The following is a 22,845-nucleotide window of genomic DNA, read 5'->3' on the forward strand; positions in this document are numbered from 1 at the left end:
TTACTGACAGCTAATAACTTGAAACTCGTCCGTTTAACTTCCTGCCACTTGCATTTCATTAATAATAATAGAACCTGTGCGAATACTACCACGCATATCGGTATCGTTACCTATAGCGACAATACCAGAGAACATATCCTGTAATTTTCCGGCAATGGTAATTTCATCAACTGGATAAGCGATTTCACCATTTTCAACCCAAAAGCCTGCTGCACCTCGCGAATAATCGCCAGTAACCACATTAACACCTTGCCCCATCAGTTCAGTTACTAACAAGCCTGTGCCTAGCGTTTTTAACATCGCATCAAAATCACCGCCTTTACCTTCACCTTGCATGCCGAGATTCCAGTTATGAATACCACCTGCATGCCCAGTCGTTGTCAGCCCCATTTTACGTGCCGAATAACTGGTTAAAAGGTAGGTAGCTAAGTTGCCATCAGTAATTATTTCACGATCAACAGTAGCTACGCCTTCGGCATCAAACGCTCCACTTGCTAAGGCTTTTTTCAAATGCGGACGTTCACTAATACTTAAAAATTCAGGAAATACTTGCTTACCAATGGAATCCATCAAAAATGAAGATTTTCGATACAAGTTACCACCACTAATAGCAGCAATAAAATGTCCAAACAGCGTATTGGCGATATCAGCACGAAACATAACAGGGACTTTAGCCGTGGCTAATTTACGTGCACCTAATCTTGATAACGCTTCAATAGAAGCTTGTTGACCGATTTTAGCGGCACTTTCCATCGCATTAAATTCACGACTCACGGTATAAGCGTAATCGCGCTGCATGTCATCACCTTCATTGGCGATCATCACACAACTTAAACTGTGACGGGTACTTGGATAACCTACGATCTGCCCATGGCTATTACCGTAAACTTTAAAACCTTCAAAACTTGCTAATGTCGCGCCATCTGAATTAGTAATGCGTTTATCATAAGCCAGCGCTGTATCTTCACACTCTTTCGCTAAGCTAATCGCCTGCTCTGTGGTTAATTTATGAGGATGATATAAGTCTAAATCTTGCGGATCCATTGCAAGTAGCTCTTTATCAGCCATACCTGAGCATTCATCAACAGAGGTATACTTAGCAATATTCACAGCAGCTTCAATCGCTTGTTTTAAAGCTTGTTCAGACAAATCGGCTGTTGATGCACTACCTTTACGCCCTGCTTTGTAAACTGTAATACCCAGTCCACCATCATTAGTGAACTCAACGTTTTCAACTTCTCCTAAACGAGTACTAACACTTAGCCCTTGCTGGCGGCTCATTGCGACTTCAGCACCATCGGCTCCAAGTGATTTAGCCATAGACATGGCATCATTTACACGTTTTTTAACATGCTCTATTTGCATTTGGATACTATCAGAATCGCTCATAGTTAAATTATTTCTCATATTTTTTGATACAATTTACAGGAATGTTTTTTGCTGCTACTGCTTTGTTGTATACTATAGGTAATTATCACTTTAATACTTAACATTATGCCCCACTCTGCCAACGATATCGATGAATTAGAAGAAGAATTACTGAGTAAATCGGAAATAAAACGCGAAATGCATCGACTGCAAGATTTTGGCCTTGTCATCGTCAAAATGTCGAAACATCAACGCAGTAAATTACCGTTAACGGATGATTTAAAAGCCGCAATGTTATTGGCCGATAAAATAACCAATAAACATGAAGCCTTACGTCGTCATGTGCGTCATATAGCTAAAATATTAGCTGAGACGGATCTTGAGCCCATTAAGCAGGCGATGGATGTTATGGCTAATAAACATCAGCAAGAGTCTGTGAAGTTTGAAAAACTCGAAAAAATGCGTGATGATCTAATAGCCGAAGGCAATGAGCCCATTGAGGCTTTATTAGCAGAATATGACAATATGGAAAGACAAAAGCTTAGACAACTCGTACGTCAGGCGAAAAAAGAGCACAGCGCAGAAAAAGTAGGTAAACATAATCGTGATTTATTTGCTTACCTGAAAGCGCATGTAGTTTTTTAAATAAATATTGAAAATCTGCTAAAAAAAGACGCCTTAATTTATCATGAATTAAGGCGTTTTTGTTTTTCAGATCCTGACATTATAAAATCGTATACTTACTAAATACTTTATAAAGTTCAGTACCTTGATTCACACTCGCTGATGCAAAATGCAGAATAGGAATAACACTGTGATCAAAATTGATATAATGCAATGGATCGCCGTCACCATAATTGTCCATTCGAAGAATACGCGCTAAAGGTTCGCCTGCAGGAAGCGGTTGCCCGAACTCAGCAAGGTAATCCACCATGCCACCCATGGGCGAATAAAGTGCTTTGTAATCTTTTAATAAGCAACTATATCTTGTCATCGTTTTTGGCTGATACTGCTGACTATTAATCGCCCCTTGGTATTGTAAATAACTTAAAATACCTAAAGCGTCTTCATGGGCAACATCTAAATCAATTTGCTCTTGTGAACCCAACTCTACAGTAAAGCTTTCTTTGATAACCGCATTCTCACCTTGATTTTCATCGGTTTTGGTTATTGGAAAGTCTCGGCCTAATTCTGCAAATTTTAGCTGTAAATACCACCAAGGACAAAAAGTCGCTTCATCAAGTGCGCCATCAAAGCCATTAGGAATAAATAACACGTGTGGAATATCAAAATATTCAGCACTTGGTCGAGCATAGTCTGGACAATACAAATGTTTACTCGAAATTGGCCCCGTATGCAGATCTAACACAAGGTCGGCCTCCAGTGCGAGCAATTGCAACTGATAGGCAATTCGTTGACCTGTAGTAATACCATAAACATTGTGATTGAGTTTTTGCGATAATTGCTTAACCATTAATGCTTGAAATGCCTGTGCTATTTCGGCATTAGACTGGTTTAAATGTGCCTTAGCAAACGGTTCGATAATACTTTCATCGAAATGATACATACGATTCCAGTTCTCACCGGTAATAGGATCAAATCGACCTAAGGTATATTCACCATTTTTATGATTACAGCCTACAGGATTCGCATAAGGTACTAAGGTGATACTGCCATTTAATTCAATATGTTTTAATTGTTCCAACAATTGAAAAATAACCGCGTTACCCTGCACTTCTGCGCCATGCATATTTGCTTGAATATACACATTAGGCCCCTGACCATTACCTTTAATACGATAAACTGGCACAGTAAGTGTTGCTCCACTGGCCATTTCACCAACATGCATAACTTCTTTACTAATTAAATTCATAGTTAACCTTAAGTTAGGCCTTGACCATACTAACGTAAATACCAAGTAGCAGGTTGAGCTGCACGCACTTGCTCTATTTTACCTTGCTGAAGAACATATTCAGCAGCTATTGGGTGACAAAGAAAAAATGGCATACTTTCAGTAAAACCATAAGCCCCTGCCAAACCAAAAATTAATTGGTCATCAATGCCAACATCATTGGCTATTGCCAAGGTACCGAGTTTATCTAAACTAGTACAAAGTGGGCCATGTAAATCGAAATAACTCTCGCTTGCTTGAGACTCTCTAAGCATAGCTACAGGAAAAGGCTGTTCGGTAATCGCAGGGCGAATTAAATGATTAATACCACCCGAAAGTACCAATTGCTGTTGGTCGAAGTTTTCTTTCCGATCAACAACAGAGGTAACATAATAGCCCATTTCGGCAACCGCAAAGCGACCTAGCTCCAACCAAAGTTCACTAACGCCAGCTCGGGCTTTTATTTTGGCTAAATCAGCAACAATATTATCCCAATGCAAGCTTTGGCCTGTTTGCAGATAATCTACACCTAAACCACCACCTAAATCTAAAACCTCTAGCGTCATTTCTAATTGTTCTGCTAATGATAACAACGGCGTAACCATTTGTGACCAAAGCTCGAACATGCGTTCATTACTTAGCATATTCCCCCATTGGAATATATGTAAGCCGTTAATGTTTAAGGCTAAAAAATCACTTACTTTGATGGTTTGCCATTCTTGGCACGATAAACCAAAGGCGGTTACTTCATTACCGCCTAATGGATTTTTCTCACCTTCATCCCACTGGAGCTGAACTCTTAATAATACTTGCGGTCGACAAGACAACTCAGTCGCAGCTTCATTTAGCCATTGCAATTGGTTCAAGCTCTCAACAACAAAGGTACGAACCCCTTGTGTTAAAAACGCTTTCATTTGCTGTTTCGACTTTGCTGGTCCGGTATTAAGAATACGCTCAGCCTGCACATTTTGCGCAAGCACTTGTGTGAGTTCTCCTTGACTGGCAACGTCAAAATTAAAACCTTGCTGAGCTAACGTCGTGATCACACGTGACAATGGGTTTGCTTTCACTGCAAACCACAGTTTAATCACATCTTGTTGCATCAACGTTGACAAATGCTGTGCTAGATAATCTAAATCGTAAAGAAAAAATCCCACTTCATCTTGATCAACCTCAGCGCCATTTTTCAGTGCGTTACGATGTTCGTTCAGGGGTTGAATTACAGACGGTCTTAGCCAATTTGGCCGAGTTGCTGTGTTTAACATTGCAGTCATTTTTTTTCCTAGCGCAGCACAGATTCAAGTTCTAAAGCGGCATTACTTTTTTCATCACGATATTTAATAATTATCGCACAGGCCATATTCAATCCTTGCTCTTCCGCCCAAGCACCTTTAACAGGTCGCGTACCCGGAACCACAACCGCATTTTCAGGAATGTCAGCGCCTTTCTCTAGCATGATGTTATTAACACAGTCATAAACTGGCACCGATGCAGACAAAGAAACACCTGGCGCTAATACCGCACCTTTTTTCACAACAATACCTTCAACAATAATCACGCCAGCACTTAAAAAGGCATTATCTTCAATAATCACTGGGCTAGCACCAATAGGCTCAAGTACACCACCAATTTGCACAGCGGCAGACACATGCACATTTTTACCTATTTGTGCACATGAACCAATTAATGCGTGGCTATCAACCATAGTACCAGTATCAACAAAGGCACCAACATTAATATAGGCAGGCGGCATAATAATAACGCCCGGCGCTACATAAGCACCTCGACGAACCGATGATCCACCCGGTACCATTCTCACTTTATCAGCAACAACAAATTCACGTGCGGGTAGGTTATGCTTATCAACAAAACCGCGATAAGCACCGTCAAATTCAATATTTTCTCCGGCTTTAAATGCCGCTAGTATTGCTTCTTTGACGTTGGTATTAACTTGCCAAGTACCATCGCTATTTTGTTGTGCTGCACGTGTTTTGCCTGTTTCTAAATCTGTTAATGTTTGTTGCCAAGTCATGAATTTACTTCTCGAAGGTTAGTTGATGTTAAATAATGATGTTGATCAGCACTTTCAGTGCTTTTAATCGTGTGAGCATGCGCTAAAGGGTTACTACTGTTAGCCTCTAACCATTGCTGAATTTTTTGATGAATATCTTGTAGGCCATGTTGCTCAGAAATTTCTTCATGGCATAAGGGTAAGCGCAGTTTTGCAGTACTGATTATGTTCAAATCAGCCATTAAAACTTTTACCGGTATTGGACTTGCGACCTGAAATAATGCTGCAATCGCTTTATGCCAAAGCGGAAACAGCCCTTCATTTTGATAAGCTAACGCCATTGCTACGTACTGTCGAGTAGCCACTGGCCATACGTTTGCACAAACTGATATCAAGCCTTTAACATTAACGCCGGCAAGATAAGGCATCATGGCATCTTCGCCACTATATATTTCAATGTGTGGACAATGTTCTTTGTAGGCAAGTAACTTATTAAGATCGCCACTGGCTTCTTTTAACGCCCAGCAATTTTTATGGTTTTGAAGTTGTTGTATGGTAGATATCGCGACTTCAACACTGCTGCGCGAAGGCACGTTATAAAGCATACAAGGGAAATTAGCGGCATCCAGTAGGCTTTTAAACCATAACGTTTGCCCGACAGGACCTGGTTTTGCATATATTGGACTACCGAGTAAATATGCATCTATCGGTAAGGTATTGCATTGTTCTATCCAGGCAAGTTGCTCGTTAAGGTTATAACCTCCAACAGCAACCATAATTGGCACTTGCAAGGGCATAGCACAAACGTATTCAACAATACTTAAATGTTCTTTAGCCGTTAGGGCAAGGCCTTCACCTGTACTGCCTAGAAGTAAAATGCCATTTTTAGCAGCGTTTTGCTGTAAAACAAGTTTACGCAAACTGTCAAAGTCAATGTCATCATTGTCAAAAAGAGGGGTTACTAGGGCTGTCCAAACCAAAGGCCGGTCAGTTAATAACTGATTTTCTATAGAATTATTTTGATTCATTTCTCTCGAACTCTTGTCGTTCGGAGAACTTTTAGGCGCTTGTATAGACAAAATTTCAAGGATGAAACTTGGCCTTTACAAAGGCCAGAAGCTCTCCACCTATAAGGTGACAGTTGCAAGGATTCAACCTCATATTAAACGAACTAATTTATAGCCCGTAAAATAAAAAATTTAATTGCTATCTAAAAACAATTAAGCTTTTACAACCGACAATTACATCATCAAAAATATAATTATCTCGGCGTTATACCCCCTCATTATTACTCAATAGAGTTTGATCTCTTCACAATAACTACCTGATTAACGCGCCTCTTCTGGCCCTTTCATCGTTGCTATTAATACTTACATATCAATAGCACAGGAATAAGGGACTGCAATATTAAAACATTTAAATATAAGGGCAGTCAATAGACGTCTAAACGTATATTGACAATTACTACTAACTATTTATTTTTACTAAGTTTATTTCTTTTTCTAATACTAAAATTCTATCTTGGCCCCAATAACTACTCTTGCCATAACTAAAACTGGGTACGCCCCAAAGGTTTAAGTTAGTCAATTCAACTTGGTTTAAGTCTGCCCATTGCTGCCAATCGTGTTGCTCTTGGTATCCATACCCATCCTCAACATTTAAAGATAAGTCTTTATAAATAGTCTCAATATGCTCAGGATTAGCTAAATCAATACCATTAACATAAATAGCCTTGAAACACGCGAGCATATACTCAAGCGCTTTGCCTTGCTGCTGAGCCCATGCAAATAAACGATATGCATTCATAACTCCAACCCCGAGAGGATCGGTAAAGCCATTAAATTCAATACCTAATTTTTTAGCTTCGCGCAAAGCATCAAGATAAATATATTTCTGCTTAACGAGCGGCATAGCCGCCCCTCGCATTAAAAGCGGTAAAACAGGTTTTATTACTAATTCTATTTTATATTGTCCTGCTAAATTAATGGCTTGCACAAAACCCAAATAAGAATAAGGACTACGTAAAGACAAATATATCACCAAAGGCTCAGACACTGCATTGGCTGGTTGAGCAGCATTAATATCAACTATTTTATGTGGAAAATTTTGTTGATTAACAGTTTGGTTCAATTGGTTTTTTCTCATTAACGCTTCAGTTAAATCATCTACTAAGGCAAGTTTTTTTAGCATGTTTTCAAAATGATATAACCTTTCAACGCCAACATACCAACTGCCAGCAAACAAAATACTTGCTGGCGCATAATGCCCTTTGGCTTTTAAACGCGTTTGGTTTTTAACTTGGTGATTTATCGTGGGTGTTGAGGTTTGAAAATGCTCGCTAAATTGATTTCCCCAGGTATTTATAAAAATTTGTTCAGCATTGGCAATATTATTTACTTTGAACTGCCAAATCTGTTGACCTGTTGTTAAAGAAGCAGAAGTAGGCTCATCTTTGATGTCAACAAGTTGATATTTTTCGGCTATTAAATTAGCGTCTTTAATCGCCCATTGTCGATAAAGTTTTGGGCAAATGGTAATACCGGGTAACGTTCCCCAGATAAAAAGTACTTTAAAAGTAAGGTGATAATTTACCGCTAATCGAGATAGCATTTGCACTAACATAAAGCTATGCGGGTCATTTAGTGAAAGGTAAACTTCAGCTTGTGCTTTTTGGCCTAAAAATCGCCCAATTAAAAAATAACGAAAAACCAGTGCTTTTGCTCGACAATGACTTTGAAGCCATTTTATTTTTAGTCGCAATAACATTTTATTAAAAATAGTTAATTCCCTTAGGACTAATGATGGCGAGATAAATAAATTCGCGTAGAATGCGCCGCATTATGACATATTAATTTTAACGGGATAAATGAAATATACTCAAATAGGGTAATTCCTTTAGACTAATTTCATTTAAAATCATTACAAGGCTTGTTGCAATCAGATTTCAAACAATAGGCTTTTGTAAATTAACAATATATTTATGCACACGGGCAATTAAATGGCTACAAGTAACATTAACCAATTATTGATACGCAATATAGACGCTTTATCAGCAACAAAACCTCTCTTGGTCAATATTGCAGACGATGGTTTTATTACCCAATACCTCAGCCAGCATAGTCATGCCAGCATAGATAGTTACCATACAAATTATGCCCAGTATAAAACCTGTCAGCAACTTAACAATGCGAAAGTAAACGCTCATTTTTGTGTTGAATATGTCGCTAAAAATAAGCATGACATGGCGATTATTCATTTCCCAAAAAGTAAGGCCGAATTCGGATTTACTCTAGCGATGCTCGCTGAATCTATGACTGAAGATGCCACTATCGTTATTGTTGGCGAAAATAAAAGTGGTGTAAAATCTGCTGAGAAACTTGGAACAGATTACCTTGAGTATTGCAATAAAGTTGATACCGCTCGTCATTGCTTAATGCTTATCGCTAAATTTAAACCGCTACTTCCTAGTTTTGATCTACAAAGCTTTTATAAGTATTATCCAATTGAAGTACAAGATAAAACGTTAAAAATTGCCGCATTACCCGGTGTATTTAGTCAAAATGCTTTAGATACCGGTACAGAAGTTCTATTAGCACATTTACCAGAGAAGATGACAGGAAAGGTGTTAGATTTTGGCTGTGGTGCCGGTGTTATTGCAGCTTATATAGGTACTGTTTACCCAACAACTCAATTAACCTTGGTTGATGTTAGCGCTTTGGCATTACACTCAGCGCAAACAACATTAGCTTTAAACCAATTAAGTGGAAAATATATTGCATCAAACAGCTTGTCTGATGTTCAAGATAGCTATGACTTTGTGATATCGAATCCGCCATTTCATCAAGGGGTAAAAACGCATTATGCTGCAACAGAGCAGTTTTTATCCGAGATAAAACAAAATTTATCCAGTAAAGGCAGCATTACTATTGTCGCGAATAGTTTTTTAAAATACTTACCGATCATGGAGAAGGCCATTGGTAACACAAAAACTATCGTCATTAAAAAAGGTTTTGCTATTTATCAATGCTACTTAAACACCCGAAAATAAAAATAACTAAGACAAAATGATTGTTGAAAGCAATAAGGTTTTCTACAATCATCTTATAGTCATAATTAATGAGTACAGTATTGCATGCCAATAACCCAACCTGTTTGGTCTATTCGTCGGATTTGCCTAATATCAATGATCGGCGCTATCTCATTGTTATCTATTTTGAGTATTTCAGTAATAACGTTGCAATTTAATAAAAGTTACAACGCCAATTCCGTTTCGCAAATTAAACATTGGGCTGATGTTTTAGCCGAAGAAAGTTTAATTTATGTTATTAACGTTGAACGACAAGCTTTACTCGATAATTTTTCATTGCCTTCACACATCCCTAATTTAAATTATGTTCATATATATCGAACGGGGAAGAATGATGAAAAACCAACGCTTTTTTATAGCTACAAGCGAAACCAACAGCGTACAGCTATTTCAGAAAAATCTAACAGCATAAACAGTTTACAAATACCTAAGTTTTCTGAAGCATATTTAGAATATATGCAGCCGATTAAAGTAGAAGGAAAAATTATTGGTTATATCTATTTGCAAAGTAGCAACGAGAGTATCACCCAGATCACAGATCAATTATTAATCATTAGTTTTATTGTGTTATTTATTGTTTGCTTGATCGCCATCTTTATCGCTCTTAAGCTTGAAAATTATATTAGTACTCCTTTCTATACTTTAGCGAATACAGTTCAAACAGCGGCTCGACAAAGAAATTTTTCTCAACAATGCCAAACTATGCCATACCGAGAAGCAGATATTTTGGCACGTAATATTAATATTCTTTTTGCTCGAATGGAAAAACGTATAGCGCAATTAGACTCAGCAGAACAGCAAAGTTTAGAACACTCACAAGAGCTAGAAAATAAAATAAATAAACGTACCGAAGCATTAAAAGAATCTAACCAAGAATTACTGTCTACTTTAGAAAAGCTGCATCAATTTCAAAGTCAGCTGGTTGAAAGTGAAAAAATGGCCTCACTTGGTGATATGGTTGCAGGTGTTGCACATGAGGTAAACACACCTATCGGTTTAGGAGTAACCGCTTCAACCCTTCTCGCGGATAGGTTAGATGATATTAAAGCCGCTTTTGAAAACAAAACGTTAAAATCTAGCCAGCTAAAGAAATTTTTACATGATGGTTGCGAAAATATTGCCATTATTTACCGAAACCTTAATCGTGCTGCAGATCTTATTTCTAGCTTTAAAAAAGTGGCGGTAGACCAGTCAAGTGAAGACATACGTACTTTCGATGTTAAAGAACTTTTAAGAGAGGTTATACTAACGTTAAGACCTCAATTACATAGTTTACCTTACACAATTGATATTGATTGCCCTGACAACTTATCGATAAATAGTAAACCTGGACCTATTAATCAAATATTGATTAATTTGATCATGAACTCTGTTATTCATGGTTTTGAAGGACAAGATCATGGACGTATTTCTATCACTGTAATGTCGTTGAGTAATCAGCTAAATATTCTTTTTAAGGATGATGGCATTGGTGTGGATGAATCTATCAAGCATAAAGTTTTCGAACCCTTTACGACTACAAAACGCGGAGAAGGAGGCAGTGGTTTAGGTATGCACTTAGTTTATAACTTAGTAACCCAAGCACTGGGTGGTTCCATCGTATTAAATAGTGAATTAGGTGAAGGTGTTAGCATCGAAATTAACTTCCCCATTAACTAGTGCTAAATACTATTGTACTAGGTGCTAATTATTAATATTACAAAGGGCTATTAAGTTAGCTTTATTTATATCTAACATTATGACTGTTGAGTACACTAAACATATTTATTGATAAAAAACTGTTAATTGTTATGCATTGATTGTTTTTTAACATTAGCTTCTATAACATTAGCTTCTACAACATTAGCCGATATTTTGTTGCTTTGCGGTGTGCAAGGTTGGAATATAAAGCACTCTAAAACTAATCAGAATACTCGTTTAATCTGACAAAACTGGACAATGAACATGCAAAAACCTCACATATTAATCGTAGAAGACGAAGACGTTACACGCTTTAATCTACGAAATCTATTTGAAGCTGAAGGCTATAAAGTGGCTGAAGCAATAGACGGTGATAGCATGGAGCGCGAACTGCAAAACAACGTTATCAATTTAGTGATATTAGATATTAATTTGCCAGGAAAGAACGGCCTTTTACTCGCTCGAGAATTAACGCGTAATAAAGACTTAGGTTTAATTTTTCTGACGGGTCGCGACAGTGATATTGATAAAGTTTTAGGCCTAGAAATAGGTGCTGATGATTATTTAACTAAGCCCTTTAATCCACGTGAGCTAACGATTAGAGCACGAAATATATTAAATAGAATATCGTCAAGCAATGCTGAAAATACAGGGGTCATTGTAAGTTTTAATCAATGGTCTCTTGATGGCAACTCACGAAAAATGACCACTCCAGATAATAGAGTAATCTCGATTCCACGCGGCGAATATAGAGCCCTTAGCTTGCTAATAGCTAATGCAGGAAAAATTGTTACTCGTCAGCAATTAATTAAAGAAATGACCGGTAGAGATTTACGTGAAAATGACCGAACTGTTGATGTTACCATTCGTCGTCTTCGTAAACATTTTGAATCAGTTGAGAGTTCACCTGAATTAATCAACACAATCCACGGCGAAGGATATCGCTTTATTGGCCAGGTTGACTAACCTGCTTTTAAGCAGAGTATTTATATACTCTGCTTCAGCTAAAGCTCATTTAACGCTAAAGACTTCTAAAGACCCAGTATATAGCTTTGCAATGTTATAATTGACGTTATAATTGACGTTATAATTGACGTTGTATTAAACGCCTTATATTCCATATTTTATTTCTGTACCTACATTACGTATTCATTCAACTCGAACTCTTTCTATTAACCATTGTTGAAATACAGCGATAGCTTCTTGGTTCAGCTCTGTTAATGTTTGTACCTGTTTAGTTTTAGTTTCCCTATCTTCGCATGATTTTTCTAGCTCGATAAGCTTCTGATGCACCTGACTTAACCCTGCACTGGCAGCTGAACCTTTCATTTTATGACAGTGGGATTGCCAAGCCTTTTGGTCGCCATTAGCACCAGCATCTTTAATCGCCAATAAGTACACTTTAGATTGCCCAATATATAAATCCAACATTTGCTGAATAACGCTAATATCTAAAGCTTCTAAGTAACCATCAATTAATGTTAGATCTAAGTGATGCGTTGCTGACATGCAATCTCCTTTACGACAGTACTTTTTATGTCGTTTTTAATTTTTACTGAAAACAAAAATTTCAGTAGTCCTAGCTTAAATTAGGCCCCACTTTATAGCAGATATCAAATACAACTACCATATTCTAGAACGATATCAACCTAGCCATTACAAACATTGCTTTTAATAGGTATATCGTTCAAAATAGCCGCCCTTTCAGGGTCACTGCATTATATTCCACTTTTTCAAAATATTTGTGGAAACTATCGCTCTTCTTACGATACTAATGCCGATTATAATTTTACTGAGTACTGAAGTTACCATAGATAGCCCTTTACTTAGTGCACAGCGAACAGCGGAGTCAAAATGCCAACATTAATGCCTGATATAGCAAATCACACCACAGCACAAACTGAGGGGACTTTGGATTGGGTCGGCATGAGTAATATCGAAATGCCCATCATGGTTGCCTCTAAAGGCCAATCAGAACGTATGGTTTCAGCCCATGTAGATGCGTTTGTAAACCTTAAAGAGCCGAAAGCCAAAGGCATTCATATGTCGCGCTTGTATTTACTTATTGATGAGTTATCAACTTCAGGTGTTTTAAACCATCAAAGTTTAGTAACTTTATTAGATGGCTTTATCAGTAGTCATGAAGAGCTTAGCGATAATGCTAAAGTTAAATTTAATTTTGATTATCATCTGCGCCGTAAATCTTTAATCAGTGGCAAACAAGGCTGGAAAGCCTACCCTGTAACTATCACGGGCCTTTTAAATAAAGGTAATCTTGATATTGAGCTTTCAGTTGATGTTCCATATTCTTCAACTTGTCCTTGTTCTGCAGCACTAGCTCGCCAGTTGATTCAACAAGCCTTTAAAGAAAAATTTGTTGACCAACCTGATGTTGATTTAGCCGCGGTTCACGAGTGGCTCGGTACCACTGAAGGTATTGTGGCTACACCACATAGCCAACGATCGGTTGCTGAAGTTAAAGTTAAACTTAACAGTTCAACAACAGAATTCCCAATTACTGATATTGTCGATTTAATTGAAAACTCACTTAAAACGCCAGTACAAGCAGCAGTAAAGCGTGAAGATGAGCAAGAGTTTGCTCGCTTAAATGGTCAAAACTTGATGTTTTGTGAAGATGCAGCCCGTCGTTTGCAATACACCATGAATGCAACTGATCAGTTTGACGACTTTTGGCTACGTATTAATCATTTAGAGTCATTGCATGCACACGATGCCGTTAGTGTTACTACTAAAGGCGTAGCAAACGGCTACCAACCTTAGTTAAACCATTCATTGCATATAAAAAACCAGCTACTTCAAAATAGCTGGTTTTTTTATCCCCAACATAAATAACAATTAGCCTTAAATCATTAATTATCTTGTTTCCCCACCACTACAGACTCCTCGTAAATAAATACAGCGAATCAAACACCCTAAACCTTATGTAAACTAGCCATTGTTATTTTACAAAAGGCACGTTTTCAACTTTACTTGGTATGCCAAACAAAAATTTTGACATGTTTCTAGGTTTTTTTAACGATTTACTGTTCAATCAGCCAAAGAAAAAGTAACTATACAGCCAAAATAAAGACATTAAAGCCATCCATAGCGACTTATAACGGTGAATAAATAGTGAATATAAAATATTATAAGTATTCTGACTTTTACAATCTTTTTATGTAATAAAATTACACATTCAGTTTTTAATACGGGAGAAAACAACTTTTACAGCCAACAAAGTACTAATAAAGTCTTATATTTTTGCTCAATGTAAATAAAAATGTAAAATAATTACGAGCATTTACTCTATTCAGATTGACGTTGGGGTATTAAATGTTTAATGTAAGGGGTTCCTCGGTACGAATTCGGGACTATTTATGCACTTTAAGTATAATTTTATTCCATTCTAATTAAACCAAACTGCCGAGGCCTTTTAGGAGAAGATAAATATAATGCAACTTTACGATCATACATATCAAAAAGACAATTGTGGCTTTGGTCTTATTGCCCATCAACATGGCGAAACAAGTCATAAGCTCGTAAAGACGGCCATTCAAGCCCTAGACCGTATGCAACATCGTGGCGGTATCGCTGCTGATGGTAAAACTGGTGACGGTTGTGGTTTGTTAATGCAAAAGCCTGACAGCTTTTTTCGCGCTGTTGCAGAAGAAAATAATTGGCAATTAGGTAAAAAATACGCCGTCGGCATGATTTTCCTTAATCCCGATCCGATTTTAGCTAATGCCAGTAAAAAAATTCTAGAAGAAGAGTTAGAAAATGAAACTCTTTCATTAATAGGTTGGAGAGAAGTCCCTACCGATACCACCACTTTAGGTGAAATCGCTAAAGGCAATTTACCGGCTATAGAACAAATTTTTGTTAATGCGCCGTCAGGTTGGCGTAATCGCGATCTTGAGCGTCGACTATATATGGCAAGACGACGTGCCGAAAAACGCATCAGTGATGAACGTTTTTACGTTGCAAGCTTATCGTGCTTAGTTACTATATATAAAGGTTTAATGATGCCGGTAGATTTACCGAATTTTTATTTAGACCTTGCTGATATTCGTATGCAAACAGCAATCTGCTTATTTCATCAGCGCTTTTCAACCAATACCTCTCCAGAGTGGCACTTAGCACAACCTTTCCGCTATTTAGCTCACAATGGTGAAATTAATACCATTAAAGGTAATCGCCAGTGGAGTAGAGCAAGAACCCACGGTTTTAAATCACCTTTACTGCCTGATTTACAAGATGCTGCTCCATTCGTTAATGAAAGTGGCTCAGACTCTTCATCATTAGATAATATGCTTGAGCTATTCATGGCAGGCGGCATGGACCTTTATCGTGGCATGCGACTATTAATGCCACCCGCTTGGCAAAGTAATCCATTAATGGATGACGATTTAAAAGCTTTTTATGAATTTAACTCTATGCATATGGAGCCATGGGATGGACCCGCTGGTGTTGTTGTAACCAATGGTCGCCATGTTGCCTGTAACCTAGATCGAAATGGCCTAAGACCAGCACGCTATGTAATTACCCGCGATGGTTTTATCACATTAGCCTCTGAAGTGGGTATTTGGGATTACGGCGAAGATGAAGTTGTCGAGAAAGGCCGCGTAGGTCCAGGTGAAATGCTCGCTATTGATACTTACACTGGCAAAATTTTCAATTCTAACGCTATCGACAATGAACTTAAAGTTCGCCATCCATACCGAGAATGGTTAGATAATAATATTCGTCGTTTAGTCCCTTTTGACAAACTAGACGCGCGCTTAATTGGTCAACGAATCTTTAGTGACCAAGAAATTGCTCAATACCACAAAATGTTCAACTACAGTTATGAAGAGATTCATCAAGTAGTAAAAACATTAGCCGAAAATGGTCAAGAAGCTACGGGTTCAATGGGTGATGACACGCCAATGGCGGTCCTATCAAGCCAACCGCGTTCACTTTATGACTATTTCCGTCAGCAGTTTGCCCAAGTAACCAATCCACCGATTGATCCATTGCGCGAACGCTACGTTATGTCGCTTGGTACTTGTATCGGCCGTGAACATAATGTTTTTAATGAAACAACGGGTCATGCAGACCGTATTTTATTTGCTACGCCAGTATTAATGTACACCGGCTTAAAGCAATTACGTGAGCTAGACCCTGAGCATTACCGTTCAGATACCTTAGCCTTAAATTATGATCAATCCGAAGGTTTAGAAGCAGCTGTTATTCGTTTATGTGATGAAGCAGAAGTATTAGTTAGAGACAAAAACACAGTTATCTTAGTGTTGTCAGATCGTCATATACAAAAAGGCATGTTACCTATGCCTGCTGCTATGGCTGTTGGCGCTGTACAAAAACGTTTAGTTGAAAAGCAATTGCGTTGTGACTCTAACATTATTGTTGAAACAGCTTCGGTTCGTGACTCGCATCAGTTTGCCGTACTATTCGGTTTAGGTGCGACAGCCGTTTATCCATACTTAGCTTTTGAAACTATTGAGCAACTGGTTGAAGACAAACAAATTGACCTAACGGCTCGTGAAGCTGTGGTTAATTACCGTGAAGGTATTAATAAAGGTCTATTGAAAATATTATCTAAAATGGGTATTTCCACGATAGCCAGTTACCGTTGTGCGGGTTTATTTGAAGTTATCGGCCTAAATAGCAATATCATGGAACTTTGTTTCCCTGATTTACCAAGTCGTATTCAAGGTGCTGATTTTTCAGATATAGAACAAGACAGCATTAACCTTGCTCGAAAAGCCTTTATGCCTCATCAAAAAATGAGCCATGGTGGTCTACTTAAATATGTTCATGGCGGTGAGTACCATGCTTACAACCCTGATGTAGTTAGTACGCTACAGGCTGCTGTTCGCAGTGGAGATTATAGTGATTACAGAATTTTTGCTGATCATGTAAATAATCGTCCTGCGGCTGCCTTACGAGATTTATTAGCTTTAAAAGATGACCAAACACCTATTGATATTTCAGCAGTTGAAGCAGATACCGAATTATTTAAACGTTTCGATAGTGCCGCAATGTCAATTGGCGCATTAAGCCCTGAAGCACATGAAGCCCTAGCTATTGCAATGAACCGTCTTGGCGGTTATTCAAACTCTGGTGAAGGTGGAGAAGACGAGCGTCGCTTTGGTACCGTTAAAAACTCACGTATCAAGCAAATAGCTTCTGGCCGCTTTGGTGTTACGCCGCATTACTTAGTTAATGCTGACGTTTTACAAATCAAAGTTGCACAGGGAGCTAAGCCGGGTGAAGGTGGTCAATTACCAGGTGATAAAGTAACACCGTTAATTGCAAAATTACGTTTTTCAGTGCCGGGGGTAACCTTAATATCTCCACCACCACATCACGATATATATTCGATTGAAGATTTAGCTCAGCTAATTTTTGATTTAAAACAAGTTAATCCAAGAGCCGTTATTTCGGTCAAACTTGTCTCTGGTCCTGGTGTTGGCACTATTGCCTCAGGTGTAGCGAAAGCTTACGCTGACTTTATTACAATTTCAGGTTACGACGGCGGTACAGGTGCGAGTCCATTAACCTCAGTAAAATATGCCGGTTGCCCATGGGAACTTGGTTTAGCTGAAGCACACCAGTCACTGGTCACTAATGGTTTACGTCACAAAGTGCGTTTGCAAGTTGATGGCGGATTAAAAACCGGTATCGATATTGTAAAAGCCGCTATTTTAGGCGCCGAAAGCTTCGGCTTTGGTACAGCACCTATGGTGACACTAGGTTGTAAGTTCCTTCGTATTTGTCATTTAAATAACTGCGCTACAGGTGTGGCAACTCAAGATGAAGTGCTAAGAGAGCAATTCTTTAAAGGTTTACCTGACCAAGTAATGAATTATTTTAAATTTATTGCTCAAGATGTACGTGAAATTTTGGCAAGTTTAGGTGTAGAAAGCCTAACAGCGATCATTGGCCGCACAGATTTACTTGTGCCTTTAGCCGGGATCACCGCCAAGCAACAAAAACTAGATTTACGCCCTATTATCGCGCCAGTTGTTGCTGGTGAAGATACGGCATTACACCAAACAAGTACCAATGAACCGTTCGATAAAGGTGAGTTAAACCAACGTTTACTTTCACTAGCTTCTGACGCAATTGCACACAGTAATGGCGGTGAATATCGATTAACGATACAAAATACTGACCGTTCTGTTGGTGCTTCATTATCTGGTGAAATTGCCCGCCAACATGGCGACCAAGGTATGGCAGCAAACCCAATTAAAATATTTTTAAATGGTACTGCAGGTCAAAGCTTTGGCGTATGGAATGCAGGTGGTTTAGAAATGACACTAACAGGCGATGCCAACGACTACGTAGGTAAAGGCATGGCTGGTGGTAAACTAACGATTAAGCCACCAAAAGGCGTAGAATATTTAAGTCACAAAACCATGATTATGGGCAATACCTGTTTATACGGCGCAACCGGCGGTAAATTATTCGGCTGTGGTCGTGCAGGTGAACGTTTTGCAGTAAGAAACTCGGGTTGTCATGCGGTTATAGAAGGTACTGGCGATCATGCTTGTGAATACATGACCGGTGGTATAGTGGCTATTTTAGGCCAAGTTGGGGTTAACTTTGGTGCAGGTATGACTGGCGGATTCGCTTATGTTCTAGACGAACAAAACGATTTAGCTACGCGCCTTAACAACGAATCAATTGAAATGTTAGAGATAGATGAACTCAATATCCATCAAGAACATTTACGTGGCATTATCAACCAACACTTCGATGAAACAGGTAGCTTAAGAGCAGAAGAAATTTTAGCAAATTTTGACTCGTATGCACCACAGTTTAAGTTGATTAAGCCTAAGGCCGTTGATGTTAAAACCCTATTGGGTCATCGTAGCCGTTCATCTGCAGAACTTCGTGTTCAAGCACAATAATAAGAACACGATTGGAGAAGCTTTTTAATGAGTAAAAATATTTATCAATTTATCGACGTCAAACGCATCGACCCGCCTAAAAAAGCGATAGAACAGCGTAAGATTAATTTTGTCGAAATCTACCAACCTTTGAGTGAAGATCAAAGCGCTGGGCAAGCCGACCGCTGTTTAGATTGTGGTAACCCGTATTGTGAATGGAAATGTCCTGTACATAACTATATTCCACAATGGTTAGAGCTAGTCACTGACGGTAAAATAATGGAAGCGGCTGATCTGTGCCATGAAACCAACAGCTTACCTGAAATGTGTGGACGTGTTTGTCCACAAGACAGGCTTTGTGAATCAGCTTGTACTCTCAATGACGATTTTGGTGCTGTAACTATCGGTAATATTGAAAAGTACATCACCGATACCGCTATCGCTCAAGGCTGGAAACCTGATTTATCTCAAGTTATTGCCACTGGTAAACGTGTGGCTATTATAGGCGCAGGACCCGCTGGTATCGCCTGTGCTGACGTATTAACAAGAAATGGTGTAGAAGCCGTAGTATTTGATAAACACGCTCAAATTGGTGGTTTGCTTACTTTTGGTATCCCATCTTTTAAATTAGAAAAAGACGTAATTCAAACCCGCAGAGAAATACTTGAAGGTATGGGCATTGAATTTCGCCTCAATACTAATGTAGGTGTCGATATCAGCTTTGCCGATATCAGTAATGAATTCGACGCTGTATTTTTAGCCTTGGGTACTTACACTGACATGACAGGCGGTTTCGAAAATGAATCTGCACCTGGTGTTTATAACGCTTTAGACTTTCTAATTGCCAATACTCAAAAACTGATGAAACTTTCTCAAGAAGATGGCAATGCAAATGCCAAACCTTACGTGAATTTTTCAGGTAAAAAAGTGGTAGTACTTGGTGGTGGTGACACCGCAATGGATTGTGTACGAAGCTCTATTCGCCAAGGTGCTACTGAAGTAACTTGTGCATACCGACGTGATCAAGCCAACATGCCGGGTTCACCACGTGAAGTGCAAAATGCTAAAGAAGAAGGTGTAGATTTTCAATTTAACATTCAACCTATTGATATTGCGGTAGATGACAATGGTAATGCATGTGGTGTTAAATTTATTAAAACACAATTAGGTGCGCCAGATGCTAAAGGTCGACGTAACCCTGAAGCGATTGAAGGCTCTGAGTTCATTATGCCTGCTGATGCCGTGGTTATTGCTTTTGGCTTTATGCCAAGCCCACCACAGTGGATGAAAGATGCCGGAGTTGAAGTTGACGCTAGAGGCCGTGTAATTGCTGCCGACAACACTAACTTTGCTTTACAAACCAGTAAAGAAAATATCTTTGCTGGCGGTGATATGGTACTCGGTTCAGACTTAGTCGTTACGGCGATTGATCAAGGCCGCAAAGCCGCTATCGGCATACTAGACTTCGTGATGACACCACAAGAAAAAGAAGCATAAAACCTTTGTTATAGTTCACTTTAAAGTGTGGTTCATACTACATTTTAAAGTGACTTTTCTTAAAATACCTCTACAAGTTCACCCTAACATTTACTCAACAAAACCTTGTTTAATTTAAACTAGCATCGGTTAAATCACTATTACATAATTTATTTCGACCAGCCTTCTTCGCCTGATACAACTGCTTATCAGCTAAGCGGATCCAATCATCAATATCCGAAGAAAACTTAGCTTTAGCCGTTAAACTACCAATTGAGATGGTCATATTTACAAAATGGTGAGAGTTATGTGGAAAGTTATGTTGTGCTATCTCTTCTCGAAATTCTTCGAGCATTTGTAAGACACTTTTATTATCATCCGATTGTGCAACAATAATAAATTCTTCTCCGCCAAAACGAGCAACAATATCACTGCGACGATCGAATTTACGTTGCATAACATCACTAATGTACGTTAAGCAGTTATCACCGATTAAATGTCCATATTCATCATTTAAGTTTTTAAAATGGTCAAGATCTAGCATGGCGACCATCATACAAGCATTATTTCGCGACAGTATCGCCTGTAGCTCACTAAATTTATTTTCGAGATAACGACGATTGTACAAACCCGTTAAGCTATCTTTGTTCGCTAATTCTTTCAGAGCCATATTGGCTTTATTTAGTGCGGTGGTCCGTTGGTTTACTTTTTCCTCTAAAATAAATTGTTGTTTAAGTAAATGCTCTTTCGATTTTTGCAATTCCGTATATAAAGTTAAAAACTCACTCGGTGCAGCATATGGAATAGTTTTATAGCCTTGTTTACCGTCGCCATGGGCAAGCTCTTTTAAAACGAAGGCTAATGGCTTATTTAAGGTATTCGCAAATTGATTGGCTAATAAAATGACTAAAATAAAAATAAAAAATAATGATAAAAAAATGGTCAAATACTGTTGCTCTATTAATTTTAATATTTGTCTATGCTCTATGAGGACGAATATTTTCCAACCATTTTTCAATGTTATTTGGCGATATAAATAGCGTTTTTTAGTGAAGTTGTTCGATTCAATGATGATTAAGTTGTGTGCAATGTCAGCCTCATCAAAAGAAAAATTAAACTTTGCTAACTTAGTTTTCGCTAAATTGTTTTCGGCGTATATAACGTTATCGTTTTCATCAGTTAACACCACATCGATTTCACGATCATTGGCTGAGTAACTGTTAATATTTTCGAACAAGTTAAGGTTTAAAGAGCCTTCCACAATCCCTATTGGCTGATCTACACCGTTAGCATAAATGGGCGCGCTAATCGCAACGATAGGATCAGAGCCAAACGACCTACCGAGAAACGCAGGCGAAATATAAACAGATTGATTAAAAAATGCTTCAGTAAAGTAAGAGCGATCTGCAACACTGGCACCACCTTTAGGTAAAGCATCCAGTAAACTTAAAGGTGAAGTAGCCACTATATTGGCTTCTCGATTGGTAACCAACATAGTAATAAAGCCAGGGTACAATTGATGCATCTTCACTAAATTATCATTAAATAAATTTGGCTCTATTGCAGACAGTTCATTAGCAACTATCTTAACTGCATTTTTATGTTCATCGACGTAATTTTCTACAATGCGCCCCAAATATTGACTACTAATATCAAGCTTATCTTCAATTTGCTGCTGTTGAATATCATTTAAGTTACGGCTTAAAAATAAACACACACCAATAACAAAAAACGCAGACATAACCCATAAAATATAATGCAGATATTGCTTCAGATTTTTCTTTAATTGTGGCTGTTGTGATTTTACCCAGCAATTCAATTTATCACTGAATACAAAAATTAAGATAACACCTAAAGTAGTATAAAAAACGGCATTAATACTTTGTTTAAATAGAGAAAAAAATAAGTACTCTTGGGACTCAGTTGTATTAAACAAGATCAATGCAGCAGTCAGCGGCATACCAATAATCAACCAATACAAAAAATCAGCTGTTGGTAAATACCAACCTCTTCCTCGCATATAGGAAACAAAAAGCGCTTCAAATCCGAAGGTTAAAAAGCCAAAAGGGTGACCCCAAATAATTAATAGTGGTGCGACACAAATTAGTGCACAGAGCAAAGTTAAAGCAGGTCGAAGGTAGGCCGCGGCAAAAATAAACGCTAAATTACCAATCACTAGAGAAACACTGTAAGCAAGCTCTACCGGGTAACTGTTTAGTAGTGCGCCGAATAAACCTAAACCCAAGGCTAATAGAATCGAGCGAAATTGTGGAGACTTTGCTTCAACAACTTCTTCTTCGAGCTTTAATGCAACCTTAATTGGCGCAATCGTCATAGGTAATGTACCACTTCAATCATTATTAACTTACTAAAGTATTAACATGCGTAATTCAGGCAGGCTATCCATACAGTAAAGTCCTTTATAAGTAAGTATCAAAGA

The 22,845-nt window shown here is 38.3% G+C and carries 15 protein-coding genes and 1 riboswitch; of the genes, 7 read left to right on the forward strand and 8 right to left on the reverse strand.

From position 1 onward, the window contains the following. Window positions 1-33 precede the first annotated feature (33 nt). Window positions 34-1,365, reverse strand: a complete 1,332-nt coding sequence (gene pmbA / locus DBO93_RS16905; protein WP_239059219.1) for a metalloprotease PmbA — start codon at window positions 1,363-1,365, stop codon at window positions 34-36. Between the two features lie 129 nt (window positions 1,366-1,494). Between pmbA and yjgA the strand changes: the two genes are divergently transcribed. Then, the gene (gene yjgA, locus DBO93_RS16910) at window positions 1,495-2,013 is read left to right on the forward strand and encodes a ribosome biogenesis factor YjgA (RefSeq protein WP_108457369.1); all 519 of its coding nucleotides are present in this window, start codon (window positions 1,495-1,497) and stop codon (window positions 2,011-2,013) included. A 79-nt stretch (window positions 2,014-2,092) separates the two neighbouring features. On the opposite strand, the gene DBO93_RS16915 is transcribed toward yjgA, so the two are convergent. The 5 genes from DBO93_RS16915 to DBO93_RS16935 form a co-directional block, all read right to left on the reverse strand. Beyond that, window positions 2,093-3,241, reverse strand: coding sequence for a succinylglutamate desuccinylase/aspartoacylase family protein (locus tag DBO93_RS16915; RefSeq protein WP_108457370.1), 1,149 nt, complete (start codon window positions 3,239-3,241; stop codon window positions 2,093-2,095). A gap of 29 nt (window positions 3,242-3,270) precedes the next feature. Then, window positions 3,271-4,533 (reverse strand): PLP-dependent decarboxylase, encoded by a 1,263-nt coding sequence (locus DBO93_RS16920; RefSeq protein WP_239059028.1) that lies wholly within the window; start codon window positions 4,531-4,533, stop codon window positions 3,271-3,273. A gap of 8 nt (window positions 4,534-4,541) precedes the next feature. Continuing rightward, window positions 4,542-5,291: a 2,3,4,5-tetrahydropyridine-2,6-dicarboxylate N-succinyltransferase gene (locus DBO93_RS16925; RefSeq protein WP_108457371.1), complete on the reverse strand. Its 750-nt coding sequence runs from the start codon at window positions 5,289-5,291 to the stop codon at window positions 4,542-4,544. Next, a complete protein-coding gene (gene dapA / locus DBO93_RS16930; RefSeq protein WP_108457372.1) occupies window positions 5,288-6,298 on the reverse strand; it encodes a 4-hydroxy-tetrahydrodipicolinate synthase in 1,011 nt (336 codons plus the stop codon). Before dapA ends, DBO93_RS16925 begins: the two co-directional genes overlap by 4 nt. Window positions 6,299-6,378: 80 nt before the next feature. Next, a riboswitch (Lysine riboswitch) is annotated at window positions 6,379-6,620 on the reverse strand. 117 nt (window positions 6,621-6,737) lie between these two features. Beyond that, window positions 6,738-8,030 (reverse strand): DsbA family protein, encoded by a 1,293-nt coding sequence (locus DBO93_RS16935; RefSeq protein ID WP_162533816.1) that lies wholly within the window; start codon window positions 8,028-8,030, stop codon window positions 6,738-6,740. A 238-nt stretch (window positions 8,031-8,268) separates the two neighbouring features. Between DBO93_RS16935 and DBO93_RS16940 the strand changes: the two genes are divergently transcribed. The 3 genes from DBO93_RS16940 to arcA all read left to right on the forward strand — a co-directional run bounded on the left by DBO93_RS16940 (window position 8,269) and on the right by arcA (window position 12,003). Next, the gene (locus DBO93_RS16940; protein ID WP_108457374.1) at window positions 8,269-9,318 is read left to right on the forward strand and encodes a methyltransferase; all 1,050 of its coding nucleotides are present in this window, start codon (window positions 8,269-8,271) and stop codon (window positions 9,316-9,318) included. Between the two features lie 84 nt (window positions 9,319-9,402). Further along, window positions 9,403-11,016, forward strand: coding sequence for a HAMP domain-containing sensor histidine kinase (locus tag DBO93_RS16945; protein WP_239059029.1), 1,614 nt, complete (start codon window positions 9,403-9,405; stop codon window positions 11,014-11,016). 285 nt (window positions 11,017-11,301) lie between these two features. Next, a complete protein-coding gene (gene arcA, locus DBO93_RS16950) occupies window positions 11,302-12,003 on the forward strand; it encodes a two-component system response regulator ArcA (protein WP_108457376.1) in 702 nt (233 codons plus the stop codon). 183 nt (window positions 12,004-12,186) lie between these two features. Here the strand turns inward: arcA and DBO93_RS16955 are convergent, their stop codons facing one another. Next, window positions 12,187-12,546 carry an Hpt domain-containing protein gene (locus DBO93_RS16955; RefSeq protein ID WP_108457377.1) on the reverse strand — a complete coding sequence of 120 codons (360 nt, stop codon included), beginning with the start codon at window positions 12,544-12,546 and terminating at the stop codon, window positions 12,187-12,189. A 345-nt stretch (window positions 12,547-12,891) separates the two neighbouring features. Here DBO93_RS16955 and folE2 point away from each other — a divergent pair, with 345 nt between their 5' ends. The 3 genes from folE2 (at window position 12,892) to DBO93_RS16970 (ending at window position 20,426) form a co-directional block, all read left to right on the forward strand. Further along, window positions 12,892-13,818, forward strand: coding sequence for a GTP cyclohydrolase FolE2 (gene folE2, locus DBO93_RS16960; RefSeq protein WP_108457378.1), 927 nt, complete (start codon window positions 12,892-12,894; stop codon window positions 13,816-13,818). 671 nt (window positions 13,819-14,489) lie between these two features. Beyond that, window positions 14,490-18,950: a glutamate synthase large subunit gene (gene gltB / locus DBO93_RS16965; RefSeq protein ID WP_108457379.1), complete on the forward strand. Its 4,461-nt coding sequence runs from the start codon at window positions 14,490-14,492 to the stop codon at window positions 18,948-18,950. A 27-nt stretch (window positions 18,951-18,977) separates the two neighbouring features. Further along, window positions 18,978-20,426: an FAD-dependent oxidoreductase gene (locus DBO93_RS16970; RefSeq protein ID WP_108457380.1), complete on the forward strand. Its 1,449-nt coding sequence runs from the start codon at window positions 18,978-18,980 to the stop codon at window positions 20,424-20,426. Between the two features lie 109 nt (window positions 20,427-20,535). Here DBO93_RS16970 and DBO93_RS16975 read toward each other — a convergent pair whose 3' ends face one another. Then, window positions 20,536-22,740, reverse strand: coding sequence for a diguanylate cyclase (locus DBO93_RS16975; RefSeq protein WP_108457381.1), 2,205 nt, complete (start codon window positions 22,738-22,740; stop codon window positions 20,536-20,538). Window positions 22,741-22,845: the final 105 nt, after the last annotated feature.

Origin of the sequence: Colwellia sp. Arc7-D, from assembly GCF_003061515.1 — a bacterium.
GTDB lineage: Bacteria > Pseudomonadota > Gammaproteobacteria > Enterobacterales > Alteromonadaceae > Cognaticolwellia.

Bases quoted from the DNA above. Each gene is read 5' to 3' on its own strand.
- pmbA (WP_239059219.1), bottom strand. From the start codon at position 1,365: ATGCAAATAGAGCATGTTAAAAAACGTGTAAATGATGCCATGTCTATG.
- yjgA (WP_108457369.1), top strand. From the start codon at position 1,495: ATGCCCCACTCTGCCAACGATATCGATGAATTAGAAGAAGAATTACTG.
- DBO93_RS16915 (WP_108457370.1), bottom strand. From the start codon at position 3,241: ATGAATTTAATTAGTAAAGAAGTTATGCATGTTGGTGAAATGGCCAGT.
- DBO93_RS16920 (WP_239059028.1), bottom strand. From the start codon at position 4,533: ATGACTGCAATGTTAAACACAGCAACTCGGCCAAATTGGCTAAGACCG.
- DBO93_RS16925 (WP_108457371.1), bottom strand. From the start codon at position 5,291: ATGACTTGGCAACAAACATTAACAGATTTAGAAACAGGCAAAACACGT.
- dapA (WP_108457372.1), bottom strand. From the start codon at position 6,298: ATGAATCAAAATAATTCTATAGAAAATCAGTTATTAACTGACCGGCCT.
- DBO93_RS16940 (WP_108457374.1), top strand. From the start codon at position 8,269: ATGGCTACAAGTAACATTAACCAATTATTGATACGCAATATAGACGCT.
- DBO93_RS16945 (WP_239059029.1), top strand. From the start codon at position 9,403: ATGCCAATAACCCAACCTGTTTGGTCTATTCGTCGGATTTGCCTAATA.
- arcA (WP_108457376.1), top strand. From the start codon at position 11,302: ATGCAAAAACCTCACATATTAATCGTAGAAGACGAAGACGTTACACGC.
- DBO93_RS16955 (WP_108457377.1), bottom strand. From the start codon at position 12,546: ATGTCAGCAACGCATCACTTAGATCTAACATTAATTGATGGTTACTTA.
- folE2 (WP_108457378.1), top strand. From the start codon at position 12,892: ATGCCAACATTAATGCCTGATATAGCAAATCACACCACAGCACAAACT.
- gltB (WP_108457379.1), top strand. From the start codon at position 14,490: ATGCAACTTTACGATCATACATATCAAAAAGACAATTGTGGCTTTGGT.
- DBO93_RS16970 (WP_108457380.1), top strand. From the start codon at position 18,978: ATGAGTAAAAATATTTATCAATTTATCGACGTCAAACGCATCGACCCG.
- DBO93_RS16975 (WP_108457381.1), bottom strand. From the start codon at position 22,740: ATGACGATTGCGCCAATTAAGGTTGCATTAAAGCTCGAAGAAGAAGTT.